This window comes from Ensifer sp. Root278 (genome assembly GCF_001429285.1).
Classification (GTDB): domain Bacteria; phylum Pseudomonadota; class Alphaproteobacteria; order Rhizobiales; family Rhizobiaceae; genus Ensifer.
The window spans coordinates 38,548-61,031 of the sequence record NZ_LMJJ01000004.1 but is presented as its reverse complement, the minus strand read 5'-3'; the positions used below and the strand labels follow the sequence as shown (position 1 = coordinate 61,031).

Here is a 22,484-nt window from a genome sequence, read left to right as displayed (position 1 = left end):
CCTGACGGCTGAACGTCAGGTGCCCCGTTTGAACAAAATCGGTTGTTCGCACGTTATGGGCAAGCTACTCCTACTAAAAGGGGTTAGGCTGAGTGGCGGCTGGCGACCGGGCATCTTGAAATTCAAGCATCCGGCACGCCGCGCAAGCTTCGGGGGGTGTGCGCAGCAAATGCGTGTCGTGGCAGAGCATGAGGGCGTTGCGCCAGTTGGTGCGCTTGCCTTCACCGCAGAAGATTTTCGCAATCATCCGAACTTCCGGGCGATCCTTCAGGCGAGCGCCCGCGATCTGATGTCGGTGTTTGATGTCTTCCCTCGAGTTGCCCGCCTCGTCGCCTCCCATCAGAAATGGACGCTGAGCCAAGCCGTCTACACACTTCACCTCGAGCGCGATCCAGCGAATCCGGAGACGGGTATCACCACCGCGCGCCTGCTAAAGTTCATGCATGAGATGGGCGGCGCCAGCCGCAATACCGCTGCCGCCTTCATTGCCGAACTGCTGACCTACAAGCTGCTGCGCGATACCAATGGCGGTCGTGCCAGAAAGAAAGTGCGGCCCCTGGAGCCGACCGAAATCAGCGAAGGGGCGATGTTGCGCTGGTTCATGAGCCAGATGGGCACGCTCGACCGTTTCGACGGCAAGGGCCGCCTTCAGCGCGTCGAAGCCGATCGGACGATCTTTGAGCGCGCCCAACCGATCGCCACCCGCCTGCTGCTCGCCGACCGGCGGTGGAACGAGCCGCCGGAAGCTGTGGCCGCCTTCGTCTGGACCGAATGCGGCGGCCTGCTGCTCGACGATCTCATGTCGCGGCCGCAAAGCCTCGATCCCGTCGACGGCAAAGTCTGGCTCGAAGCGAGCCTCTCGGAACTCGCCACGCACTACATGATCTCCAACACGCATATCAGGCGCATTTTCACCCGCGCCCAGGATGCGGGCCTCATCGGCCGCGCCGGCGAAGGCCAGCGCGGGCTGTTCTGGCTAGGCGAACGCCTGCTCGACGAATATTGTCAGTGGCAATCGGTCAAGATGGCCGGCCTTGCCAATGGCTATGAGCAGGCGGTTCGGCAGGCAACAAGCACGCCGGAGTGATCGCTCAGCTGCGTCCGGCCGCATATTTCGGCAAGTCGTCGGTGATTTCGTAGAAGTCGCCCTGGTCTTCGCAGAAGATGTGATAGCCACCCTTCAGCACGGTCGGCTTCTCGAAGGCCCCAGCCATGATCGAGATGTAATCCTGCCCGTCGCCCTTCCAGAACAGGGCCGAGCCGCAGATCCGGCAAAAGCCACGGCTGGCGCTGTCGCTTGCCCGATACCAAGTGACATGCTCCATTCCCTCGACCTCAAGGCCGTCGTTCCGGACATTCGTCGCGGCGTAGTAGAGCCCGGTCTGCTTCCGGCATTGGCTGCAATGGCAGTAGATCAGCTCGCGCAGCTCGCCCTGTGCGGCAAAGCGCACTGCCCCGCAAAGACAGCTTCCCTTGTGAACGTCCGGCATTGTTCCCCCAAAGCGAAATCGTGATGCATCACCCTGTCATGCGGTGGATAAGGCGGCACGATTGCGCGCGCCGCTTCCTGCTCCAGACACGAAAATGCCGGACCAGCTTCCAGAGCGGGCCCGGCATTGTCAAATTCAAAACTCCCAAGCGACGTTCAGAAAGCCTGAACGATGCCAGGGGATTAGATCAGCCGTTGACGACCATCTTCTTCTCGTCGCGGCCGCCCTTCATGCGCTCGGCCAGCAGGAACGCGAGTTCCAGCGCCTGGTCCGCATTGAGGCGCGGATCGCAATGGGTGTGGTAGCGGTCGGCAAGATCGTCGCCGGAAAGCGCGCGCGCACCGCCGGTGCATTCCGTCACGTCGTTGCCGGTCATCTCGATATGGATGCCGCCCGGATGCGTGCCCTCTGCCCGGTGAATCTGGAAGAAGCTCTCGACTTCCGACAGGATCCGCTCGAACGGGCGGGTCTTGTAGTTGTTGAGCGTGATCGTGTTGCCGTGCATCGGATCGCAGGACCAGACGACCTTCTTGCCTTCGCGCTCGACCGCACGGATGAGGCGCGGCAGATGCTCCGCCACCTTGTCATGGCCGAAGCGGCAGATCAGCGTCAGGCGGCCGGCTTCGTTGGCCGGGTTCAGAAGATCGATCAGCTCCAGGAGACCATCGGCCGTCAGCGACGGGCCGCACTTGAGACCGAGCGGGTTCTTGATACCGCGGCAGTATTCGATGTGCGCATGGTCGGGCTGGCGGGTACGGTCGCCGATCCAGATCATGTGGCCGGAGGTGGCGTACCAGTCGCCCGAGGTCGAGTCGACACGCGTCAGCGCCTGCTCGTAACCGAGCAGCAGCGCCTCGTGGCTCGTGAAGAAATCGGTCTCGCGCAGGCTCGGATGGTTTTCCGAGGTGATGCCGATCGCCTTCATGAAGTCCATGGTCTCGGAGATGCGGTCGGCGAGCTTGCGGTAGCGCTCTGCCTGCGGGCTATCCTTGACGAAGCCGAGCATCCACTGGTGCACGTTGTCGAGGTTGGCATAGCCGCCCATGGCGAAGGCGCGCAGAAGGTTCAGCGTTGCAGCCGACTGACGGTAGGCCATGATCTGGCGTTCCGGGTTCGGGATACGCGCTTCCTCGGTGAACTCGATGCCGTTGATGATGTCGCCGCGGTAGGACGGCAGCGTCACGTCGCCCTGCTTCTCGATGTTGGACGAGCGGGGCTTGGCGAATTGGCCGGCGATGCGGCCGACTTTCACCACCGGCTGCTGTGCGCCGAAGGTCAAGACGACGGCCATCTGCAGGAAGGCGCGGAAGAAGTCGCGGATCGTGTCGGCGCCATGCTCGGCGAAACTTTCAGCGCAATCGCCGCCCTGCAGCAGGAAGCCGCGGCCTTCGGCAACATTGGCAAGTGCACTCTTCAGACGGCGCGCTTCGCCTGCAAACACCAGCGGCGGATACTTCGCGAGGCTCGCTTCGGTCGCCTCAAGCGCTGCCAGGTCCGGATAGTCCGGCACCTGCTGGATGGGTTTCTGCCGCCAGCTGTTTGGAGTCCAAGTTTGTGCCATTTCGATCACCTGTTGTCTGCCGCGGATCTATCCGCGCGGGTCGCGCCCTGACGGCCGAAGGTGGCCGCCCGGTATTCGGAAATTTCACTCATGTCCGCGTGCCCTGCCCCAACGCAAGATTATTGCGCCAAGCTCGCCCGAAGCCGGTGACTTCGCGGATGCGGGCTTATAGACGTTAAGCGAAGGCTTGGAAAGACATTCTACCAGAATTCATCGGCTCCGGCGCCTGCAAAGCAAGGCGCCGGCTGCCGGGGCCTCAGACCCGCTCGCCCTTGCGGATGCGGTAGGACGGCGAATACATCGTCACCAGTTCTTCCGCCGCCGTCGGGTGCACCGCCATCGTCCGGTCGAAATCGTCCTTGGTGCAGCCGGCCTTCAGCGAGATGCCGAGCAGCTGGGCCATTTCGCCCGCATCATGGCCGAGGATGTGGGCACCGAGCACCTTGCGGTCGGCAGCGTTGACGATCAGCTTCATGATCATCTTTTCCTTGCGGCCCGAAAGCGTCGCCTTCATCGGCCGGAATTCGGCGCGATAAACATCCAGCTCGTCGAAGCGGCGCGCCGCCTCTTCTTCCGTCAGACCGACGGTGCCGATCTCCGGCTGCGAGAAGACGGCGGTGGCGATCAGGTCGTGATCCGGCGACACCGGATTGTTCTTGTACTCGGTCTCGATGAAGCACATGGCCTCGTGGATCGCGACCGGCGTCAGTTGCACGCGGTCGGTGACATCGCCAAGCGCATAGATGCCAGGCGCACTGGTGCGCGAGAACGCATCGACGATGATGGCGCCGCGCTCATCGGTCTTGACGCCAGCCGCTTCGAGGCCGAGGCCCGTGGTGTTCGGCACGCGGCCAAGCGCCAGCATCACCTGATCGACGGCGATGTCGCCGTGCTTCATCGTGCGCGCGACACGCTTTCCAGCATCATCGAGGGCGACCGACTGGATAAGGTCCTCGCAGAGGATACGGATGCCCTTCTCTTCCATGGCCACATGCAGCCCGCGGCGCAGGTCTTGGTCGAAACGCGACAGAATTTCCTTGCCGCGATAGATCAGCGTCGTCTCGACGCCGAGGCCGTGGAAGATGTTGGCGAATTCGACGGCGATGTAGCCGCCGCCGGCAATCAGGATCGACTTCGGCAGCTCCTCGAGATCGAAAGCCTCGTTCGAGGAAATGCAGTGCTCGTGTCCCGGCAGCGCGTCATGCGGCGTCGGATGACCGCCGACGGCGATCACGATCCGCTCGGCCGTCACCGTTTTGCCGCTGTCGAGCAGGCGAACCGTGTTCGGGCCGACGAGCTCGGCGCGCGTATGCAGGATCTCGGCGCCGGCATTGTTCAGACCCTTCTGGTAGAGCCCTTCGAGCCGGGTAATTTCCTGCTCCTTGGCGGCGACCAGTTTCTTCCAGTCGAACCGGCTTTCGCCGACCGACCAGCCGAAACCGGCTGCGTCTTCGAAATGTTCGGAAAACTGCGACGCGTAGACATAGAGCTTCTTCGGCACGCAGCCGCGGATGACGCAGGTGCCGCCGTAGCGAAACTCCTCCGCAATCGCCACCTTCTTGCCGAGGCTCGCCGCCAGGCGTCCGCTCCTGACGCCGCCGGATCCGCCACCGATCACGAAAAGGTCATAGTCGAAAGCGGGCATGGGCAGTCTCCTGAAAGCAAGCGGGCCGAAATGGCGAAATGGAAAGCGCGCCGAACGATCTCGCGTCCGGCAGCCGGTGCGGCCGGCCGAAGGCCGCACCGCAGGCACATATAGTGGTGCCTCCGGCCAAAAGAAAAGCCCGGATCTCTCCGGGCTCCTCGAAACGTGATGAACCGTGGCCGGCGACGGTTATTGCGCCGGCGCCTGGACGGCGCCCTCGGCAGCCGGCTGCGTGCTGCCAACCTTTTCGTCGAGCGACTTGGTGGCTTCCTGGGTCAGATCGCGGGAAACGCCTGCGGCCCAGATGTCGGCGGCCTTCAGCAGTTCGCGCGAAGCGATCGGGCCGTTATCCAGGAGCTTCTTGCCGGCGGACGAGCCGTAAAATTCGGTGATCGCGTTCAGCTCTTCGAGCGAGAAGGTCTTGGCGTAGATCGTCGCCGCTTCGTTCTCGAGATCGGCACGGCGCGCGGCAAGGCTAAGTGCCTTCTCGTCGACGGTTGCCGTGATCAGTTCCTGATGGTTCGGCGATGACTGGATCAGCGTGTTCTTCAGCCGCTCGGCAAGGTTCGGCAGAATGTTGTCGAAGCTGTTGGTCACGCCAAGCGCTGCGATCGTCGCGCGCGCCGCCTTGATCTGCTCTTCGGAGACGTCCTGGGCCTGCACCGCCGGAATCGATGCGGAAAGCAGAACCGCGGTGGCAGCGAATGTGCGGACAAGACCTGCGAGTTTGTTCATTTTTACCCTTGCTCCTGTGTTTGTCGCATGCTGCCCGGGCGGTTTCCGCCGCCAGGCCCGCATGTGTGGAAACCTGTTGTCTTTACCGCTCCCAGCCCATTGCGGGCTGTCGGGAGCCAGCTCAGGACGCAGTCAGAATGCGTGCCTGCTCCGGCCCTGCAATGATTGCCAGCGACGCGATGTCGATGAAAAGCCCGTGCTCGACGACGCCGGGAATGGCATTCAGCTCTCCCGCGAGCGCATCTGCATCAGGAATACGGCCAAAAGATGCATCGAGAATGAGGTGTCCGCCGTCGGTCTTGAAGGCGCCGTCGTGCGATTGACGCACGGCGATTTCGCCGGAAAGGCCGAGCCGCGAAGCGACTTTCTCGATCGCGATCCGCGTTGCCACCTGACCGAAGGGATTGACCTCGATCGGCAGCTTGAAGGCACCGAGGACCTCGACCACCTTCGATTCGTCGGCGATCACGATCATTCGCTTCGACGTGCTCGCGACGATCTTTTCGCGCAGCAATGCGCCGCCGCCGCCCTTGATCAGCCGCAGCCGGCCATCGACCTCGTCGGCGCCGTCAATCGTCAGGTCCAGTTCCGGCAGCTCATCGAGCGACTTCAACGGCACACCGAGTTCGAGGCAGAGCCGCGCCGTGCGCTCCGAAGTGGGAACCCCTTCGATACGGAAGCCCGAGGCGACCTTCTCGGCCAGCAGCCGGACAAATTCCTCAGCCGTGGAGCCCGTACCGATGCCGAGGCGCATGCCGTCTTCGACATATTCCAGAGCCGCAGCCGCGGCTTTGATTTTCATTTCGCGGGCGTCCATGCGCCAGTCGCTCCCTTGTAATTCCGACGGACGGCTTTGCTGCAAGCAGCGAACGGCCGGCCCGTTTTCCGCTGAGACACTTACACGCCCGGCGACGCAAACAAAAGTCAAAATGAAATTGCCGCCAAGGATTCCGCAGGACTTGGGACATGTACTCCCCATTGCATTCTGCTGTCACTTCGCCTACCCGAACGGCAACGTTTCCGGTGCCATGAGGTTTTTCGGTGTCATCTCCCATAGTCGTCTTCGATCTCGATGGAACGCTTGTCGATACCGCGCCGGACCTGGTCGCGAGCCTCAACCATGCGGTGACCCAGGCCGGCATCGCACCGGTCGGCTATGCGGATCTCACCCATCTTGTCGGGCACGGCGCACGCGCCATGATCGAGCGCACCTTCGCGCTCCGGCAAAAGCCGCTCGCTGAAGACGTCCTGGAATGGCAGCTCAAGGAGTTCGTCGATTTCTACCACGGCTCGATGCCCGGCGATTCGCTGCCCTATCCGGGCCTCGTCGACGCGCTCGACCGGCTCTCTGGCGCCGGCTTCAAGCTGGCGGTCTGCACCAACAAGCCGGAAAAGCTGGCAACGCGCCTGCTCGAACGCCTGGGGCTGATCGAACGCTTCGCCGCGATTTCGGGTGGCGACACTTTCGAAGTGCGCAAGCCGAATGCCGAGCACCTCCTGAGGACCGTCACCAATGCCGGCGGCTCGGCGGAACGCTCGGTGATGGTCGGCGACAGCCTCAACGACTTCCTCGTCGCCCGCAATGCAGCAGTGCCGTCGATTGCGGTTCCTTTCGGCTACTCGGACGTCCCCGTCGAAAGCCTCGAGCCGACGAAAATCATCAGCCACTTCGACGAACTGACACCGGAACTGGTCTCGGCGCTGCTCGAGACCCGATGATCGAACAGAAAAAAGGCCGCTCGAAGCGGCCTTTTCTTATTCTTGTGTCTTATCCTTCGGCCCTGCGGGCGCCGCGCGTCGCGTCAAAGGCGCGGTTCATGTACATGTCGCGCTCATAGACGTCGTCGAAATACTCGACGACACCATCCTTGTTCGGCCAGGCCGTGAAGTAGGCGACATAAACCGGCACCTTCACCGGAACCTGCAGTGCCTTGTTGCCGCCGCCGGCAATCTCCTTGCCGACGTCCTCGACGCTCGTGCCGAGCACGGCCGCCGCCATCAGGCGCGGATCGGCAAGCCGCACGCAACCGTGGCTGAGTGCCCGGTTGTCGCGCTTGAAGAAGCTCTTCGACGGGGTGTCGTGCATGTAGATCGCATGCGCGTTGGGGAACAGGATTTTCAGCTCGCCGAGCGCATTGTCGCTGCTCGGCGGCTGGCGTACCGCGACCGAAGCGGTCGAGCCGTTCCAGTTGACCGACGCCGACGGAACCGGCCGGCCGCCGACCTCGACCTGGTAGCCCATGCGATCGAGATAGTTCGGGTCGCTGCGGAGCTTCGGCAGCATCTCGTTGACGATGATCGACTGCGGCACGCCCCAGTACGGATTGACCTCGACGGTCTGGATCTCGTCCTGGAAGAAATAGGTCTGGTTCGTTTTCGAGCCGACGACCACGCGCATCGAGAACTGCTCGGCGCCCTGGTCGGTATAGGTTGCGGTGAAGGCCGGCTGGTTGATGAAGACGTAGCGGCCGCCGAGGCCATCCGGCAGCCAGCGCGCCTGCTCCATGGCGATCTCGAGCTTGTTGATCTTGTTCGCCACGCTGTCGCCACCCGTCAGGATGCGCACCGACGCCTGGCCGACGACCCCATCAGCCTTCAGCCCGTGTTCCTTCTGGAAGGCCTCGACCACGGTTACCAGTTCCGGCGTGTATTCCGGCGCTCCCTGGTAAGCGGCAAGAACCGCCGCATGTTCGGTCTTCAGCGCTTCCGAGCCCTTGAGGCGAATACCGGCAATGATGTTGGCGAGCTCGGGATTGCTCTGGCCCGGCTTAAGCAGCGTGCCGGGCGCGATCTCGACGCGCTGCTCGGCGCCTGTTTCCGCCCTCAGCTTCTCCAGTTCGACGGAGAGTGCCGCGAATTGCGCGCTCTTCGGGTTCTGGTCGTTGAGAAGCGTGGCGACGTCGTTGCTCGCAGACAGCTTGTCGAGAAGCGGAGCGAGTTCGACCGTCTTGCGCTTGAAGTCGTGGTAGCCGGAGATCTTGTTCGGATCGATGCGGCCGCGCACCGTGTCCTGCGCATAGGTGAGCGTTGCCGCCGACAGCGCGATTTCGAACTGCAGCAGTTCCTTTTCGCGCGCGATCATGTCGCCGCGGTCGAACGTATCAGCCGGCACGGTGACCGCATAATCCTGCGGGTCGAGGCCGACCTTGGCTGCATCGGCGAGAACGGCGACCGCCGCCTTTGCCTTGGCGTTCACGCCTTCGGCGCCGATCCAGATGTAATCCATGCGGGCGCCGTAATGGGCTTCGACCGCCTTGGCGACGTCGCCGGACGCGCGAACGTTGATATCCGGCAGGAACTGCCGCGCGTCGGCAAGCGGCGTGCGCAGCATCGGCGGCAGCGCATCGTTGCGCACGGAGCCGGTAACGACCGGGTCGAGCAACTTGTCGGTTGAGATGCGACGCAGCGGCTCCGCCTTGTAGGTGTAATATTTGGGGCCCGTGACCTTCGGCAGCGGCTTGGCCGCCTGCTGCGGGTCGACCATCGTGCCCATGCCCGGCAGCGGCTGGTTCGGCTGAACCTGCTGAGCCTCGGTCTTCTTCCGGCCCGCCCGGATGAAATCGCCAAATGTGAAGGCCGAAGCCGGCCGCACATCCATGGTCGCGATCGCACAGCCGCTCATGAGCGCCACGACCGCTGCCGTCTTAATTACTCTCATATGAAACTACGTCCCCGTATCGCGTTGTCGCCGAATTCGACTGAAGCCAGATTCTCGCCACGCCCTCGTGCACTGAAAGTTATAGAAAAGGATGGTGAATGAAAAGGAAACGCGCCCGCGAACATCGACCTTGAATCTCCTTCCTCGTCCCTGCAAACGCCTCGCTTCCATAACGTTCGAAGGGGGATAAAAATTTGATCCATATGGATTTTATTTCAGCGGGAGGTCATGGGCCGGTTGCAGCCGCCGATCGGCGGCTAAAAAGAACGCCGCGCCTGTGACCGAAACATCACAACGGCGCCCGCGGCCCGCAAGCGACCGAATCACCATCGTTCCGGGCCGGCCTTGTTGCACGTCAACGTTTCAAACGATTGTAGCATGGCAAGCCGAGCCACGCCCCTTTACAAGCTCCGGCAGGCGGGGCAGAGAGAGGCCCGGCACCCTGGGGAGATGCGCCACCCGGCCCCTCGCCCAGGCTTCATGAACCGCATGATCCAAGGCAGGTATCACGATGACATCGACGCGCACGGAAACAGACACGTTCGGCCCCATCGAAGTGGCAAGCGACCGCTATTGGGGCGCCCAGGCCCAGCGCTCGCTCGGCAATTTCAAGATCGGTTGGGAAAAGCAGCCGGCCTCGATCGTCCGGGCGCTCGGCATCGTCAAGCAGGCAGCCGCCCGCACCAACCAGGCGCTCGGCCGTCTGGATTCCACCGTAGCCGATGCCATCGTCAAGGCATCGCAGGAAGTGATCGACGGCAAGCTCAACGACCATTTCCCGCTCGTCGTCTGGCAGACCGGTTCGGGCACCCAGTCGAACATGAATGCCAACGAGGTGATTTCGAACCGCGCCATCGAACTGCTCGGCGGCGTCATGGGCTCGAAGAAGCCGGTGCATCCGAACGATCACGTCAACATGAGCCAGTCGTCGAACGACACCTATCCGACGGCGATGCACATCGCCTGCGCGGAACGGGTGATCCATGACCTGCTGCCGGCATTGAAGCACCTGCACAAGGCGCTGGAAGCCAAGGTCAAGGCATTCGATCACATCATCAAGATCGGCCGCACCCACACCCAGGATGCAACCCCGCTGACGCTTGGCCAGGAATTCTCCGGCTATGCCGCGCAGGTCGCTTCCTCGATCAAGCGCATCGAGATGACGCTTCCCGGCCTTTGCGAACTCGCCCAGGGCGGCACGGCCGTCGGTACCGGCCTCAATGCGCCGGTCGGATTTGCTGAAAAGGTTGCCGACGAGATCGCCAAGATCACCGGCATTGCCTTCACCTCGGCGCCGAACAAGTTCGAGGCGCTCGCCGCCCATGATTCCATGGTCTTCAGCCATGGCGCGATCAACGCGACGGCTGCAGCCCTCTTCAAGATCGCCAACGACATCCGCTTCCTCGGCTCCGGCCCGCGCTCCGGTCTCGGCGAACTGTCGCTGCCTGAAAACGAGCCTGGCTCGTCGATCATGCCCGGCAAGGTCAACCCGACCCAGTGCGAAGCGCTGACCCAGGTCTGCGTCCAGGTCTTCGGCAACCACGCCGCCCTCACCTTCGCCGGCAGCCAGGGCCACTTCGAGCTCAACGTCTTCAACCCGCTGATGGCCTACAACTTCCTGCAGTCGGTGCAGCTGCTTTCCGATGCGGCCGTGTCCTTCACCGACAACTGCGTCGTCGGCATCGAGGCACGCGAAGACAACATCAAGGCGGCACTCGACCGCTCACTGATGCTGGTCACCGCCCTCGCCCCGAAGATCGGCTACGACAACGCTGCCAAGATCGCCAAGACCGCCCACAAGAACGGCACGACGCTGCGCGAAGAAGCCGTCGGCGGCGGCTACGTGACGAACGAAGAGTTCGACGCGATCGTGCGCCCCGAAACGATGATCGGCCCGGCCTGATCCATTTTGACACACCACGGCGCCTCAACGGCGCCGTGGGTTCAAGTCGCAAACGCTAGGATAGATCGGCGGGAATGGCCGCAGTCGATCGAACTGCGGTGCACCGCGGCGGCAAATATTAAGACTTCGCAAATCATTTGCCCCTAAAAATCATAACCCGTAAGCAGTGAATACTATTAGGGGGTTTGCACATGCAAACGGCAAATTCGGGCAAAGCACAGACGCCCGATATCGCAGCGCAAGTGACCCATGCCATGCGCATGATGGGTGTCGCGCCTATCCCCCGCAACTACGAACTCTATTACGAAGCCTATCTCGGCTCCAACCCGCAGCTGTCGAAAGAACTCGCGGCGCTCGGTAGCCGCGCGACCCAGGAAGAGCTGGATGCGATCGGCGCGCAGTACTTCAGCCACATCCACCGCTCGAACGGCATCGAGCGCGCCCACACCACCCTTGCAGCCAAGCTTGCCGAGCTCGTTACCCTGTTGCGCGACGAGCAATACGCGCTTGAGAACTACAACAAGGTTCTCGATGAGGCCTATGTCAACATCGTCAGCAAGAGTGCATCGAGCGCGGATATCCTGCGCCACGCGATCGGCATCCTGACCGAGGCGACGGCCGAGACGATGAGCCAGGGCAAGGAGCGCGTCGAGACCGTTGTGCAAAAGTCCTTCGAAATGGAGGTCATCCGGCAGGAACTCGACGAGTACAAGCGCATCGCCAACACGGATTCGCTCACGCGTCTCGCCAACCGGCGCGCCTTTGACGACAATCTGGCGGCCGTCTACAACAATGAGCACCTGAGAAATTACACCGGCCTGCTCGTTGCCGACATCGACCATTTCAAGAAGGTCAACGACACGTTCGGCCATCCGGTCGGCGACAAGATCCTCGCGACCGTCGGCGGCGTCCTTCGCGCCAACCTGCGCCGTGAGGCGTTCGTTGCCCGCACCGGCGGCGAGGAATTTGCCATTATCCTTGGCGACAGCACCCAGGAAGAATGCCTGCAGATCGCCGATCGCATCCGCACGGTTCTTGCGGCAACGCCCTTCCGCAATTCGAAGACCGGTGTCAACTACGGCCCGATCACGCTTTCCGTTGGCGTCTGCATGGCGACCGCAGCAGAAGACCCTGTCGATCTCTACAACAAGGCGGATATCGCGCTCTATTCGGCCAAGAATGGCGGGCGCAACAAGACCGTTCTCTTTGAAGACGGCATGCGCAAGGAATCCGGCCGCAACTGGCTGATCTATCGACGCTGACCTACGGCGCTCTGCGATCGAACTGACAATCGGCGCTCTTCATGGGCGCTTTTTGTTTGCCGGTGCTCGGGCATGCGTGAAGGCACCGCCCGCTCTGAACGCTGCGAGGCAGCCGACTAGTGGCCGCAGGCATCCGCGCCCGCCGCCCGCGCGATCGCGATCAGCTCCGGCCGGTACTCGAAATGCATCGTATCGAAGTGGTACCAGCGGCCACCCCAGATGAAGCCGTGCTTCTCGAAAATCTCGACGATATCCAGCGGATAGCGGTTGCGATAGCCGTGCACCCCCTTCCCGGACCAGCGCCAGTAATCCGCAAAGCCCGTATTGAGATCGATCGCCGCGCCGAAGCTATGGACCGACAGCGTGGCAGCACCGGCAATCGGCCGCCAGTTGAAGGTGCCGGCGCTTGGGCTGAGATAGCGTTTGAGTTCGGCATGTCGCGAAAGATCAGCGGCGATCGCCTTCAGCGCCGCGGCCGTTCCGTGCTTCCGCGTCACCTGCAGCCGCTCGCCGAACCAGTCCACAGTGACGAGATCCCGCCTGACAGCCGTAGCACTGCTGCCATAGAGCCGCTTCAACAGTGCATCGCTGCGGATGCGACCCGGATCGAAATCGACGGCCGGCGCTTTCGCACACGCGCCCAGCGGATAGATCTGTGACAGGCTGTCCTCGATATCCGCCGCGGCCAGTTTCTCGGCATGGCTCTTCTTCTTGCCGTCGTCGATGGAGAGCGGCACCCCACCATCCCGCAGAACCAGGACATTGCCGTCGATCCGCTCGATGGCATCGGGGTAGGCCGTAGCCAGCAGGCTGAGCTTCTCGGATAGACTGGGCTCGCCGGCTGTCGCCTTGCCGGCCAAGAGAGCGAAAAGGAGTGCTGATGCACCTGTCAGAGCCTGCCGCCGCACCCTCGCCTCCACCCGCGCGCTTCGCTGAGATGGCGACCGTACCGGTCGGCCCCCGCAGCAGCCTACCACATGGTCTTGGCTGCGCGCTCCGGCCATTCGCGGTCATAGGTTTCGCGGTCGAAATCCGTCTTGGCAGCCTTCAGCAACGTGCCGGGCGTCGGCAGCGATGCCGGATCGAGGAAGCGTTCCGGGTTCCAAAGCTGCGCGCGCATCACCGCACGGGCGCACTGAAAATAGACTTCACCGATGGTCACGACAATCACGCTGCGCGGGTGCTTGCCGTCGACCTCGAAGCTATCGGTAAGCTCCGGATCGATACTGAGGACGGCTGTGCCGTTGATGCGCATCGTCGTGTTCGAGCCGGGGATCAGGAACATCAGCGCCACGCGCGGGTCACGCACGATATTGGCGAGCGAATCGACCCGGTTGTTGCCGCGCCAGTCGGGAAGCAGCACCGTCTTGTCGTCGGCGATCCGAACGACGCAATCGTCGTCACCGCGCGGCGAACAATCGAGCCCCTCCGGCCCGACGGTTGCGAGCGCGCAGAAGGGCGAAGCCTCGATCATCAGCCGATACTCCGCCGTCAGCGTTTTGGTGACCTTGGCCACCGATGCTTCGCTGACACCGCCATAGAGCGCGTTGAGTTCCTCGACCGAGGTGATGACCGACATGCCGTCCTCCAATACCGAAAGATCTCCGGATCGATGGCAGGGCGCGGATTGCGAAGCGATTCCGGAGGCTAAAGCGACCCTTTGACCGATAGCATGACAGTCTGATGACGGCAGCAACGAAAAATAGTCAGGCGGCGGCTTTTTGATCTTCCGCGTGTATGAAGGCATTGATCCGCGCGATCACGGGTGCGGCCGAGACGATGCGGCGATGGCCGAAGCCGTTTGCCCAAAACATCTCCACGTTCGGCCCAGCGGCTGCATAGCGGCGGGCATGATCGGCCGCGACCTCCTTGTCGTCCTCCGCATGGATGACCAGCGTCGGCACGGCGAGGACGCCGATGATCCGCGCGGCGTCGAAATCCTCGAGGCGTCTGCCGGCGAGACGCTCGACAACATCTTCGAAGGCCGCCTGCGTCTTCGGCGCCAGGCGAAGAATTTTGCCGAAACCTTTGAAAAGCCAAGTCATCTCGCTCGGCGCGCCGATCAGCACCAGCTTCTTCGCCACATGGCTGCGCACGTCGCAGACGATGCCGCCCGCCGCACAAGCAAGGCTTCCCCCGCCAAAGGAATGACCGACGCAGACATCGAAATTGCCGAAATGCCGCCAGGCGGCGTCGATCGCCCTGACCGCTGCAGGCATCGTGAGTGTGCGTCCCGGCGAACCGCCATGCCCCGGCCAGTCGAGCGTCACCACTTCAGCGCCGCCTTTGACCAGGCCATCGATCATCGCAGCCAAGTAGTCGCTGCGCGATCCCCAGCCATGCACGAGCAGGATGCGCTTGGCGTTGGCGGCATTGCGCGGAGCGGCGAACTGGCGTGCCAGCACCCAGCCGCCGGCATAGGAAAGCGTCACCGGCTGCCCCGTGGCGATCACGGGCGCCGCGGCCGCGAGCGCCGCCCTCTCCTTGGCGTTCTTAGGCTTCCGGCCGGGCGTCACGCTGAAAAGCTTGAAGGCAAGCCTGCCGGCGGCCTCGGGCGAGAACGCTGCCACGCCTTTCAGCGTGTGGCGGATGACCTTGATCGCAAAGGGTGCCATAGTGGGAATCTCTTGTTATGTTCAATGCTGAACATAATTGTACAACGTTGAACAAAAATCAAGTGACGACAGAACACCATTTCCCTTGGGATCACCCCCGTTTCCGCAGCTGGATCGCGGTTGCGCGCGCCTGCCAGCTCATGCAGCAGACGGTGACGCGCGAGATCGCCCATCTCGACATCAAGCCGCCACACCTCGATATCCTGATCAACCTCTACCGCTTCGACGGCATTTCGCAGCAGGAACTGGCACGCAAACTGCTGGTGGGCCGCTCCAACATGAGCATGCTGTTGCCGCAGCTGGAAAAGCGCGGCCTGATCCTGCGCCGCGGTGACGAGAAGGACAAACGGGTACTGCGGTTGTCGCTGACACAGGAGGGCCGCAACCTTACGGAGGCAGCCATGGAGATCCACACGGCGCTGATCGAGAAATTGCTGGACGACGAGCCGTTGGAGGACTGCATGGTGGTCACCCGATCCATGGAGCGGCTGATCGGGATACTGCTGAAAGAAGAGGACGAACTGGCCTGACGACAGGCACAGTCGAGATCAGCGCGGCTTTTCCGTCTTGTCGCGCGACATGCCCTTCTCAGCGAGTTCCTGTTCATAAGCACCGAAGAGCTCTCCACCCTTCTCGCCGAGTTCGCGCAGATAGCTCCAGGTGAAGATGCCGGTATCGTGAAAATCGTCGAAACCGATGCGCACCGCGTAGTTGCCGGTTGGCTGCACTGAAATGATCTGCACGTTGCGCTTGCCGGGCACCGTCACCCGTTGGCCCGGCCCATGGCCCTGCACTTCGGCAGACGGCGATAGTACCCGCAGCATCTCCGCCGAGAGATCGAAGGATGCGCCATCGTTGAAGGCGACGACGAGCCGGTGGCGATCCTTGGAGACACGCAGTTCCGTCGGCCAGATTTCACTCATATTGCCTGCTCCTGTTCGCGAACGGCAAACGCGATGCCGTCCATTCGCCGTGATCCGCCTGAAAGCTCCATCGCACCTTGCTTGCTGAAACCTCCTATCCCTGATGCGGCTTTGACTTAGGGATGAGTATGCACTAGCGCAGAAATCGGCTGGCGAGAATTACCCTGCTCTTCCGATCAACACTTTGCGACAGTATGCGCCTTGACGCGAGCAGGTTCGACAACGACATTGAAAGGGCTGGGAGAAAGACGTTTTGAACACAGCCACGATAGACAGGTTCGGCGCCAGGCCGCTAGAGCAGAAGACCGTTCCAATGATCGACCCCTTCGGTCGGGCGATTACCTATCTGCGCGTGTCGGTCACCGATCGCTGCGATTTCCGCTGCACCTATTGCATGGCGGAACACATGACCTTCCTGCCGAAGAAGGATCTGCTGACGCTCGAAGAATTGCACCGGCTCTGTTCCGCCTTCATCGCCAAGGGCGTGCGCAAGCTGCGGCTCACCGGCGGCGAGCCGCTGGTGCGCAAGAACATCATGTTCCTGGTGCGTGAACTCGGCAAGGAGATCGAGGCCGGCCGGCTCGACGAGTTGACGCTGACGACCAATGGCTCGCAGCTCGCGAAATATGCCTCCGAGCTTGTCGAGTGCGGCGTCAAGCGCATCAACGTCTCGCTCGACACGCTCGACGCGGCGAAGTTCCACCAGATCACCCGCTGGGGCGACCTCTCCAAGGTCATGGAAGGCATCGACGCGGCCCAGGCTGCCGGCCTCAAGATCAAGATCAACGCCGTGGCGCTGAAAGGTTTCAACGACGCGGAGATCCCCGATCTCATGCGCTGGGCCCATGGCCGCGGCATGGACCTGACGCTGATCGAAACCATGCCGATGGGCGAGATCGAAGAAGACCGCACCGACCACTACATGCCGCTCTCCGAAATGCGCCGGCAATTGGAACAGAGCTTCACGTTCTCGGACATTCCCTATCGCACCGGCGGCCCTGCCCGTTATCTCGAGGTTGCGGAAACCGGCGGACGGCTCGGCCTTATCACGCCGATGACGCATAACTTCTGCGAAAGCTGCAACCGCGTCCGCCTCACCTGCACCGGCACGCTCTACATGTGCCTCGGCCAGAACGACGCGGCCGACCTGCGCACTGCGCTCCGGGCCTCCGAAGACGATGCCTATTTGAGCCAGGTGATAGACGAGGCGATCGGCCGCAAGCCGAAAGGCCACGACTTCATCATCGACCGGGAGCACAACCGTCCCGCCGTCGCCCGCCACATGAGCGTCACCGGCGGCTGACCGTCCCGCACGATACCAACTTTGGATGAACAACCGGCAGGCGGCCCCTCAACCGCCTGCCGGCACCTTCTCCCTCGCCAAGCGGGGAGAAGGGAATGTGGGGCACACGCTCGTGTCCCCACGTACTCCGCACAGATGCGTCGACGGCTTGCGCTTTCCGGCGACCTACATTGGGATGTCTTGCCGCAGTGCACGTCCCCTCGCCCCGCTTGCGGGGAGAGGGTTAGGGTGAGGGGCTGACAAGCCGGGCGGCAAGCCTTGAAAGCCGCCGTCGGAGGAACAGATCAGGCCGCGTAGCTCCCGCGCCCCTGCGCCTGCGCACCCATTCCCTCCGTACCGGTGCGGAAGCGCTCGATCTTCTCGTTAAGCGCTTCCACCTGCCGGCGCAGCCCGTGGATCTCGGCGGTGTTCTCCTCGACCATCGCGGCGTTCTGCTGGGTGATCAGTTCGACCTCGTGCACGGCGGAATTGACCTCGTTGAGGCCGGTATATTGGTCAGCCGCCGAGGCCTCGATATTGCTGACGAGGTCGTGGATCGTGGTGATGTGACTGTTGATGACGGTGAGCGCATCGCCTGTCTCCTGCACGAGAGCCACGCCGCTCCGCACCTGTGCCGAGCTTTCCGAAATCAGCCCCTTGATCTCGCGGGCCGCTCCTGCGCAACGCTGGGCAAGCTCGCGCACCTCCTGCGCCACCACGGCAAAGCCACGTCCGGCCTCGCCTGCCCGCGCCGCCTCGACGCCGGCATTCAGCGCCAGGAGGTTGGTCTGGAAAGCGATCTCGTCGATGACGCCGATGATCGTGCTGATCTTCTCCGACGAGCGATTGATCTCCGCCATGGCGTCGATCGCCTTGGCGACCACCTGGCCGGAATGCTTGGCATAAGAATTGGTTTCGCCCACCGACACCGTCGTCTTGCGCGCACTTTCGGCCGTCGTGCGGACGATCTCCGTCAATTGCCGAAGGGCACGCGAGCTTTCCTCGAGTGCGGCCGCCTGCTGCTCGGTGCGGCGTGCCAGGTCGTCAGCCGACGACGCGAGATTGCCGGTGCCGCCGGTGATCTCGCCTGTAACGACACGCACGTCGGCCAGCGTCGCCCGCAGTGCCTCGACCGCATTGTTGTAGGTGCGCGCCATGATGACGTAGTCGGCCGGCAGGTCCTCCGCCATGCCTTCCTCGAGATTGCCGTCGGCGAGAGCTGCGAGAACATCCGAAAGCGCATTCAGCGCCTGCATCTGCTCGGCCTCGACACGGGCACGCTCCGCGGCGCGGCGCGCTTCTTCTTCTGCCGAAAGCGCACGCGCCGCCTCCGCCTCGCGCCCCAGCCGCACGTTCTCGAGGGCATTGTCGCGGAACACGGCAACGGAGCGCACCATGTCGCCGATCTCGTCGCCGCGGTTGCGACCCTCGATGGCAACGTCGAGATCGCCGCCGGCAAGCCGCGTCATCGTTTCGGTCACGCGCTTCAGCGGGCCACGCAGCGTTTCGACCAGCATCAGGCCACCGATGATGGCGAGCAGCGTGCCGGCAATCATGGCGACGATCGAGACATTGGCCGAGCGCTGGCTGTCGACCTTGCCGGCTTCCTGCGCGCTGCTGACGAAACTCTCAAGCGTGGTGCTGGCAGTGGCCACGAGTGCCGAAGCTTCCGCCTTGGCCGCCTGCCAGCGGCCGCCGACGTCGATCAGTGCCGCGGTGTCCTTGTCGATGTTGCCGAGCGAGGGCCCAAGCTTCGCCGGAAGATCGCGAAGCGCCGCGTTCTTGCCGCCGAGTTCGCCGAGCTTGCCCGCCGTTTCGCGAACCGTCTGGATGTCAGCCATGACCGGCTCGCGGCCCGCGGCATCGAGCTTGCGGTGCAACTCGCTGATATGCAGCCGCGTGCTGTCGAGCCCCTTGAAGGTATCGCCCATCAGCGCGATGAGGGTCTTCAGTTGTGAAATCTCGGCATCCATGCCGACGAAGCGCTTGGCCGCCGTATCCGAGTTCTTGGCTGCCTCCTTGGCGAAGTCCGCTTCATATTTGGAGAACTTGCTGAGGATCGGCACCAGCGCGTTTTTCTTCGCCTCGCTGTCTTCGGCACCGGCAAGGATCGCCTGAACCTTGAGCGCCTGTTCCTTCACGTCGGCAATCGGCGCTTGCACCTTTTCCGAGGCAATCTTTTCGGCCTCATCGATCTGCTTCACGAGATGCGGCAGCAGCTTGCCCGCCTGATCGATCTTGGCATCCGGATTGACGGCCATCGTGACCGGCAGTCGGAATTTCTTGATGCGCTCGGCAAGGCCCTGATAGGCGGCGGCATCGAAGAGCAGCGCCTTGGCGAAGGCTTCCTTCTCGCCGGATTCCTTGCGGATGATGTCGATCTGCTTGTAGGCACTGTTGCCCTGCTCGGTCATGTCGGCGAGCGCCGTTTCCAGCGATGCCGTCACCTGGTCCCGCTCGAGCTTGGTCACCCAGAGCTTGTCCGTCTGACTGCGCATCGCCTCACCCAGCGTCAGCACCGAGGCTATCTCTGCCTTGTCCTCACCGCGCGTCAGCAGGCTGTCCAGCGTCTTCACGCCGCTTTCCTGCTCGTCGATCTGGCTCGCCAAAGCAGCCCGCGTTGCCTCGCTCGGCGCATCGGCAAAAGCCTGCAGCGCGCTGCGCAGCGCCTGGAAATCCGAGAGATTGTTGATGGTTTCCCGCGTCACGGTCATATGGCCGTTGAGCGTGCGGGCGGTAAAGAAGCCAATGAGACCAATACCGGCAATCAGCGCCACAAGCGGAACCACGAAAAGCAGAACCTTGGTGACGATCCGCAAACGCTGCAGCAGGCGATCGATGAAAGACATTGCGCACCCCTGAATTATTCTTATGGGAAGCAGGCCCGCGCGGCGGCTTTTCTTGGTGGAAACACCGATGGGACGAGTGCCGAAGGCTCTCCTAAGCCTGGGCAGACGTCCCTGGAATGGCCACCCTGCAAGGTTACTGCGGCGCCACCCCGCCGATCGCGTCATGCGAATGGATGCGGAATTGCAGCGACGATAGGCAGCGAAACTTAAGATTCCGCGAATAAGCTCATGTTCGCCGGCGGAGTTTTAGCGGCCTGCCACAGTCTTCCGGGCAATTGAACTCAGCCGGCGCGGACCGTTCTACTTGCGCTGAAAGAAAAACGGCCACCGCGTGCGAACCCGTTTGCACAAGCCGGCAGCCAATGCTTAAACATTAGGCGATCCATCCCGTGGATTCGCCTCCCCATTCGTCGACAGCGTAGCCCGCTTTCCGGCGCCGCAGGACAGCCAGCATGCAAGCCTCCACCAATTTCCGCGGCATTCTTTTCATGTGCCTGGCGATGGTCACGTTCTCCTGCAACGACGCGCTGGTCAAATCTGTCACCGGCGCGATGAATGTCGGCCAGATCATCTTCGTGCGCGGGCTGCTGACGACGCTGATGGTGGTGCTGGCCGCCTGGCAGTTTCGCGCCTTTCGGCCGCTCCGCACCCTGATGAAGCCGGTGATCCTGCTGCGCATCGCCATGGAGGCGCTCGCCTCGGTCACCTATATCTCCGCCCTCGGCCAGATCCCGCTCGCCAATGCCTCGGCGATCATGCAGGCGCTGCCCTTGGCCGTCACGCTCGGCGCCGCCCTGTTCCTCGGCGAGCCAGTCGGCTGGCGGCGCTGGACGGCGATCATCGCCGGCTTCATCGGCGTGCTGATCGTGCTTCGGCCCGGTCCCGAGGGCTTCACGCCGGCGGCACTGACCGTCGTCGCCTGCGTGTTCGTCACGGCAACCCGCGATCTCTGCACCCGCCGCATCGGCCATGACGTGCCCTCGCTTTACATCACCGTGTCGACCTCCCTTGTCACAACCATCGTCGGTGCCGTCCTCGTCCAGCCGATGGGCGGCTGGCAGCCAATGTCGGCGACGACCTTCAGCCACATCGCCGCCGCGAGCATCCTGCTGATGCTCGGTTACCAGACGATCGTGCTGGCAATGCGCGCCGGCGATATCTCGGTCATTGCGCCCTTCCGCTACACCAGCCTGATCTGGTCGATCGCGATCGGCATCTTCTTCTTTACGGAAGTGCCCGATACCTGGATGCTGGTCGGCGTTGCGGTCATTATCGGTTCGGGCCTCTACACCTTCTACCGCGAGACCCTGCGCGGCCGAAAAGCGGTCGCCCAGCGCTCGCTGACCGGCCCTTTGGAATAGGAGCCGCGCGATGCCGGACACCTCACGCCGTCTGATCAGCGAACCGCTACCCGCCGTCATCCTCGCAGGCGGACTGTCGCGCCGCATGGGAAGCCCCAAGCCCGACCTTCACCTGGGTGGCCGCACGATGCTTTCGCACATCATCGAGCGGCTTCGTCCCCAGGTCACCAGCATAGCCGTCAACCTCAACGCCGAACCGGCAGACGCCGTCGACGGAAATACGCCCGTCATTGCCGATACGGTTCCGGGTTTTCTCGGACCGCTCGCCGGCGTGCTGACGGCCATGCGCCATGTGGCAGGGGCTACGCCGGAAGCATCCCATGTCTTGGTCGTTCCCACCGACACGCCCTTCTTTCCCGATGACCTCGTCGCGCGACTGATCGCCGCCTTGACCCAACGTCAACAGATTGCCGTAGCGGCATCCGTCGGCCAGATGCATCCACTGTTTGCGCTCTGGCCAGTTGCGCTCGCCGACGATCTGGAGAACTGGCTGATGAGCGACCCGAAGCGCCGCGTCCGTGCCTTCATCGAACGCCATGCCTCGGTAACGGTCGACTTTCCTGTCACCATGACGCCGAAGGGCGCATTCGATCCCTTCTTCAACGTCAACACGCCTGCGGATCTCACCGAGGCGGAGGAATGGTTGAGTTTGTTTGAGGGTAGAAAAGCATGAGCGCCATGAAAATCTTCGGCATCGCCGGCTGGAAGAACTCCGGCAAGACCGGGCTGATGGTACGGCTCGTCAGCGAATTGACGCAGCGCGGCCACGTGGTTTCCACCGTCAAGCACGCGCACCACGACTTCGACATCGACAAGGTTGGCGCCGACAGCTACCGCCATCGCGAGGCTGGCGCCCATGAGGTGACGATCGTCTCCGGCACGCGGTTTGCGATCATGCACGAACTGCGCGGCGCGCCGGAACCGTCCTTCGAGGACATCCTTGCGCGCCTGGCGCCATGTGATCTTGTGCTCGTCGAGGGCTACAAGCGCGAACCGATCCCGAAGATCGAGGCCCGCCGCCTGGAATCGGCGAACCGAGAGCCGCTGGCCCCCACCGATCCGCACATCTGCGCGATCGCTGCCGATCACCCGGTTGCCAATGCCGATCTTCCGCTTTTCGACCTCGACGACACCATCGCGATCGCCGATTTCGTGGAGAAGGTCACAGGGTTGCAGCGCAAAGGCGTCTGAAAGGCGCGA

General features: G+C 62.8%; 19 protein-coding genes and 1 pseudogene. 9 read left to right on the top strand and 11 right to left on the bottom strand.

Going from position 1 to position 22,484, the window contains the following annotated elements; genetic code table 11:
- The first annotated feature begins 169 nt into the window (after positions 1-169).
- On the top strand, positions 170-1,087 hold the full coding sequence (locus ASE60_RS06160; protein ID WP_057248865.1) for a hypothetical protein: 918 nt from the start codon (positions 170-172) through the stop codon (positions 1,085-1,087).
- 4 nt (positions 1,088-1,091) lie between these two features.
- On the opposite strand, the gene ASE60_RS06155 is transcribed toward ASE60_RS06160, so the two are convergent.
- The 5 genes from ASE60_RS06155 to rpiA all read right to left on the bottom strand — a co-directional run bounded on the left by ASE60_RS06155 (position 1,092) and on the right by rpiA (position 6,248).
- The gene (locus tag ASE60_RS06155; RefSeq protein WP_057248864.1) at positions 1,092-1,490 is read right to left on the bottom strand and encodes a GFA family protein; all 399 of its coding nucleotides are present in this window, start codon (positions 1,488-1,490) and stop codon (positions 1,092-1,094) included.
- Between the two features lie 187 nt (positions 1,491-1,677).
- Positions 1,678-3,051, bottom strand: coding sequence for a 3-deoxy-7-phosphoheptulonate synthase class II (locus ASE60_RS06150; protein ID WP_057248967.1), 1,374 nt, complete (start codon positions 3,049-3,051; stop codon positions 1,678-1,680).
- A 256-nt stretch (positions 3,052-3,307) separates the two neighbouring features.
- Entirely contained in the window at positions 3,308-4,696 is a 1,389-nt protein-coding gene (gor, locus tag ASE60_RS06145) for a glutathione-disulfide reductase (protein WP_057248863.1), read from the bottom strand.
- A 189-nt stretch (positions 4,697-4,885) separates the two neighbouring features.
- Complete coding sequence (locus tag ASE60_RS06140; protein WP_057248862.1) at positions 4,886-5,431, bottom strand: DUF2059 domain-containing protein; 546 nt, start codon at positions 5,429-5,431, stop codon at positions 4,886-4,888.
- A gap of 121 nt (positions 5,432-5,552) precedes the next feature.
- Positions 5,553-6,248, bottom strand: a complete 696-nt coding sequence (gene rpiA, locus ASE60_RS06135; protein WP_057248861.1) for a ribose-5-phosphate isomerase RpiA — start codon at positions 6,246-6,248, stop codon at positions 5,553-5,555.
- A gap of 224 nt (positions 6,249-6,472) precedes the next feature.
- Here rpiA and ASE60_RS06130 point away from each other — a divergent pair, with 224 nt between their 5' ends.
- Positions 6,473-7,150 (top strand): HAD family hydrolase, encoded by a 678-nt coding sequence (locus ASE60_RS06130; protein ID WP_057248860.1) that lies wholly within the window; start codon positions 6,473-6,475, stop codon positions 7,148-7,150.
- 49 nt (positions 7,151-7,199) lie between these two features.
- Here the strand turns inward: ASE60_RS06130 and ASE60_RS06125 are convergent, their stop codons facing one another.
- Complete coding sequence (locus tag ASE60_RS06125) at positions 7,200-9,089, bottom strand: murein L,D-transpeptidase (RefSeq protein WP_057248859.1); 1,890 nt, start codon at positions 9,087-9,089, stop codon at positions 7,200-7,202.
- 450 nt (positions 9,090-9,539) lie between these two features.
- On the opposite strand from ASE60_RS06125, the pseudogene fumC reads away from it, so the two are divergent.
- A pseudogene (fumC, locus tag ASE60_RS06120) lies at positions 9,540-10,992 on the top strand (class II fumarate hydratase).
- Positions 10,993-11,183: 191 nt separating this feature from the next.
- Entirely contained in the window at positions 11,184-12,254 is a 1,071-nt protein-coding gene (locus ASE60_RS06115; protein WP_057248857.1) for a GGDEF domain-containing protein, read from the top strand.
- Positions 12,255-12,370: 116 nt separating this feature from the next.
- Here the strand turns inward: ASE60_RS06115 and ASE60_RS06110 are convergent, their stop codons facing one another.
- The 3 genes from ASE60_RS06110 to ASE60_RS06100 all read right to left on the bottom strand — a co-directional run bounded on the left by ASE60_RS06110 (position 12,371) and on the right by ASE60_RS06100 (position 14,869).
- The gene (locus ASE60_RS06110; protein ID WP_244495559.1) at positions 12,371-13,162 is read right to left on the bottom strand and encodes a M15 family metallopeptidase; all 792 of its coding nucleotides are present in this window, start codon (positions 13,160-13,162) and stop codon (positions 12,371-12,373) included.
- Between the two features lie 62 nt (positions 13,163-13,224).
- Positions 13,225-13,833 carry a pyridoxamine 5'-phosphate oxidase family protein gene (locus tag ASE60_RS06105; RefSeq protein ID WP_057248856.1) on the bottom strand — a complete coding sequence of 203 codons (609 nt, stop codon included), beginning with the start codon at positions 13,831-13,833 and terminating at the stop codon, positions 13,225-13,227.
- Positions 13,834-13,960: 127 nt separating this feature from the next.
- Positions 13,961-14,869 carry an alpha/beta fold hydrolase gene (locus ASE60_RS06100; protein WP_057248855.1) on the bottom strand — a complete coding sequence of 303 codons (909 nt, stop codon included), beginning with the start codon at positions 14,867-14,869 and terminating at the stop codon, positions 13,961-13,963.
- A 17-nt stretch (positions 14,870-14,886) separates the two neighbouring features.
- Between ASE60_RS06100 and ASE60_RS06095 the strand changes: the two genes are divergently transcribed.
- On the top strand, positions 14,887-15,399 hold the full coding sequence (locus tag ASE60_RS06095) for a MarR family transcriptional regulator (RefSeq protein WP_093232993.1): 513 nt from the start codon (positions 14,887-14,889) through the stop codon (positions 15,397-15,399).
- Positions 15,400-15,417: 18 nt separating this feature from the next.
- On the opposite strand, the gene ASE60_RS06090 is transcribed toward ASE60_RS06095, so the two are convergent.
- The gene (locus tag ASE60_RS06090; protein WP_057248853.1) at positions 15,418-15,792 is read right to left on the bottom strand and encodes a DUF971 domain-containing protein; all 375 of its coding nucleotides are present in this window, start codon (positions 15,790-15,792) and stop codon (positions 15,418-15,420) included.
- Between the two features lie 253 nt (positions 15,793-16,045).
- Between ASE60_RS06090 and moaA the strand changes: the two genes are divergently transcribed.
- Positions 16,046-17,095: a GTP 3',8-cyclase MoaA gene (moaA, locus tag ASE60_RS06085; RefSeq protein ID WP_082615752.1), complete on the top strand. Its 1,050-nt coding sequence runs from the start codon at positions 16,046-16,048 to the stop codon at positions 17,093-17,095.
- A gap of 284 nt (positions 17,096-17,379) precedes the next feature.
- On the opposite strand, the gene ASE60_RS06080 is transcribed toward moaA, so the two are convergent.
- Positions 17,380-19,923: a methyl-accepting chemotaxis protein gene (locus tag ASE60_RS06080; RefSeq protein ID WP_057248851.1), complete on the bottom strand. Its 2,544-nt coding sequence runs from the start codon at positions 19,921-19,923 to the stop codon at positions 17,380-17,382.
- 452 nt (positions 19,924-20,375) lie between these two features.
- Between ASE60_RS06080 and ASE60_RS06075 the strand changes: the two genes are divergently transcribed.
- From ASE60_RS06075 to mobB, 3 genes are read left to right on the top strand one after another with little or no spacing between them, the layout of a single operon-like run.
- On the top strand, positions 20,376-21,284 hold the full coding sequence (locus ASE60_RS06075) for a DMT family transporter (protein WP_057248850.1): 909 nt from the start codon (positions 20,376-20,378) through the stop codon (positions 21,282-21,284).
- A 10-nt stretch (positions 21,285-21,294) separates the two neighbouring features.
- Positions 21,295-21,957 (top strand): molybdenum cofactor guanylyltransferase MobA, encoded by a 663-nt coding sequence (gene mobA / locus ASE60_RS06070; RefSeq protein WP_057248849.1) that lies wholly within the window; start codon positions 21,295-21,297, stop codon positions 21,955-21,957.
- Entirely contained in the window at positions 21,954-22,475 is a 522-nt protein-coding gene (gene mobB, locus ASE60_RS06065) for a molybdopterin-guanine dinucleotide biosynthesis protein B (protein ID WP_057248848.1), read from the top strand. Before mobA ends, mobB begins: the two co-directional genes overlap by 4 nt.
- Positions 22,476-22,484 lie beyond the last annotated feature (9 nt).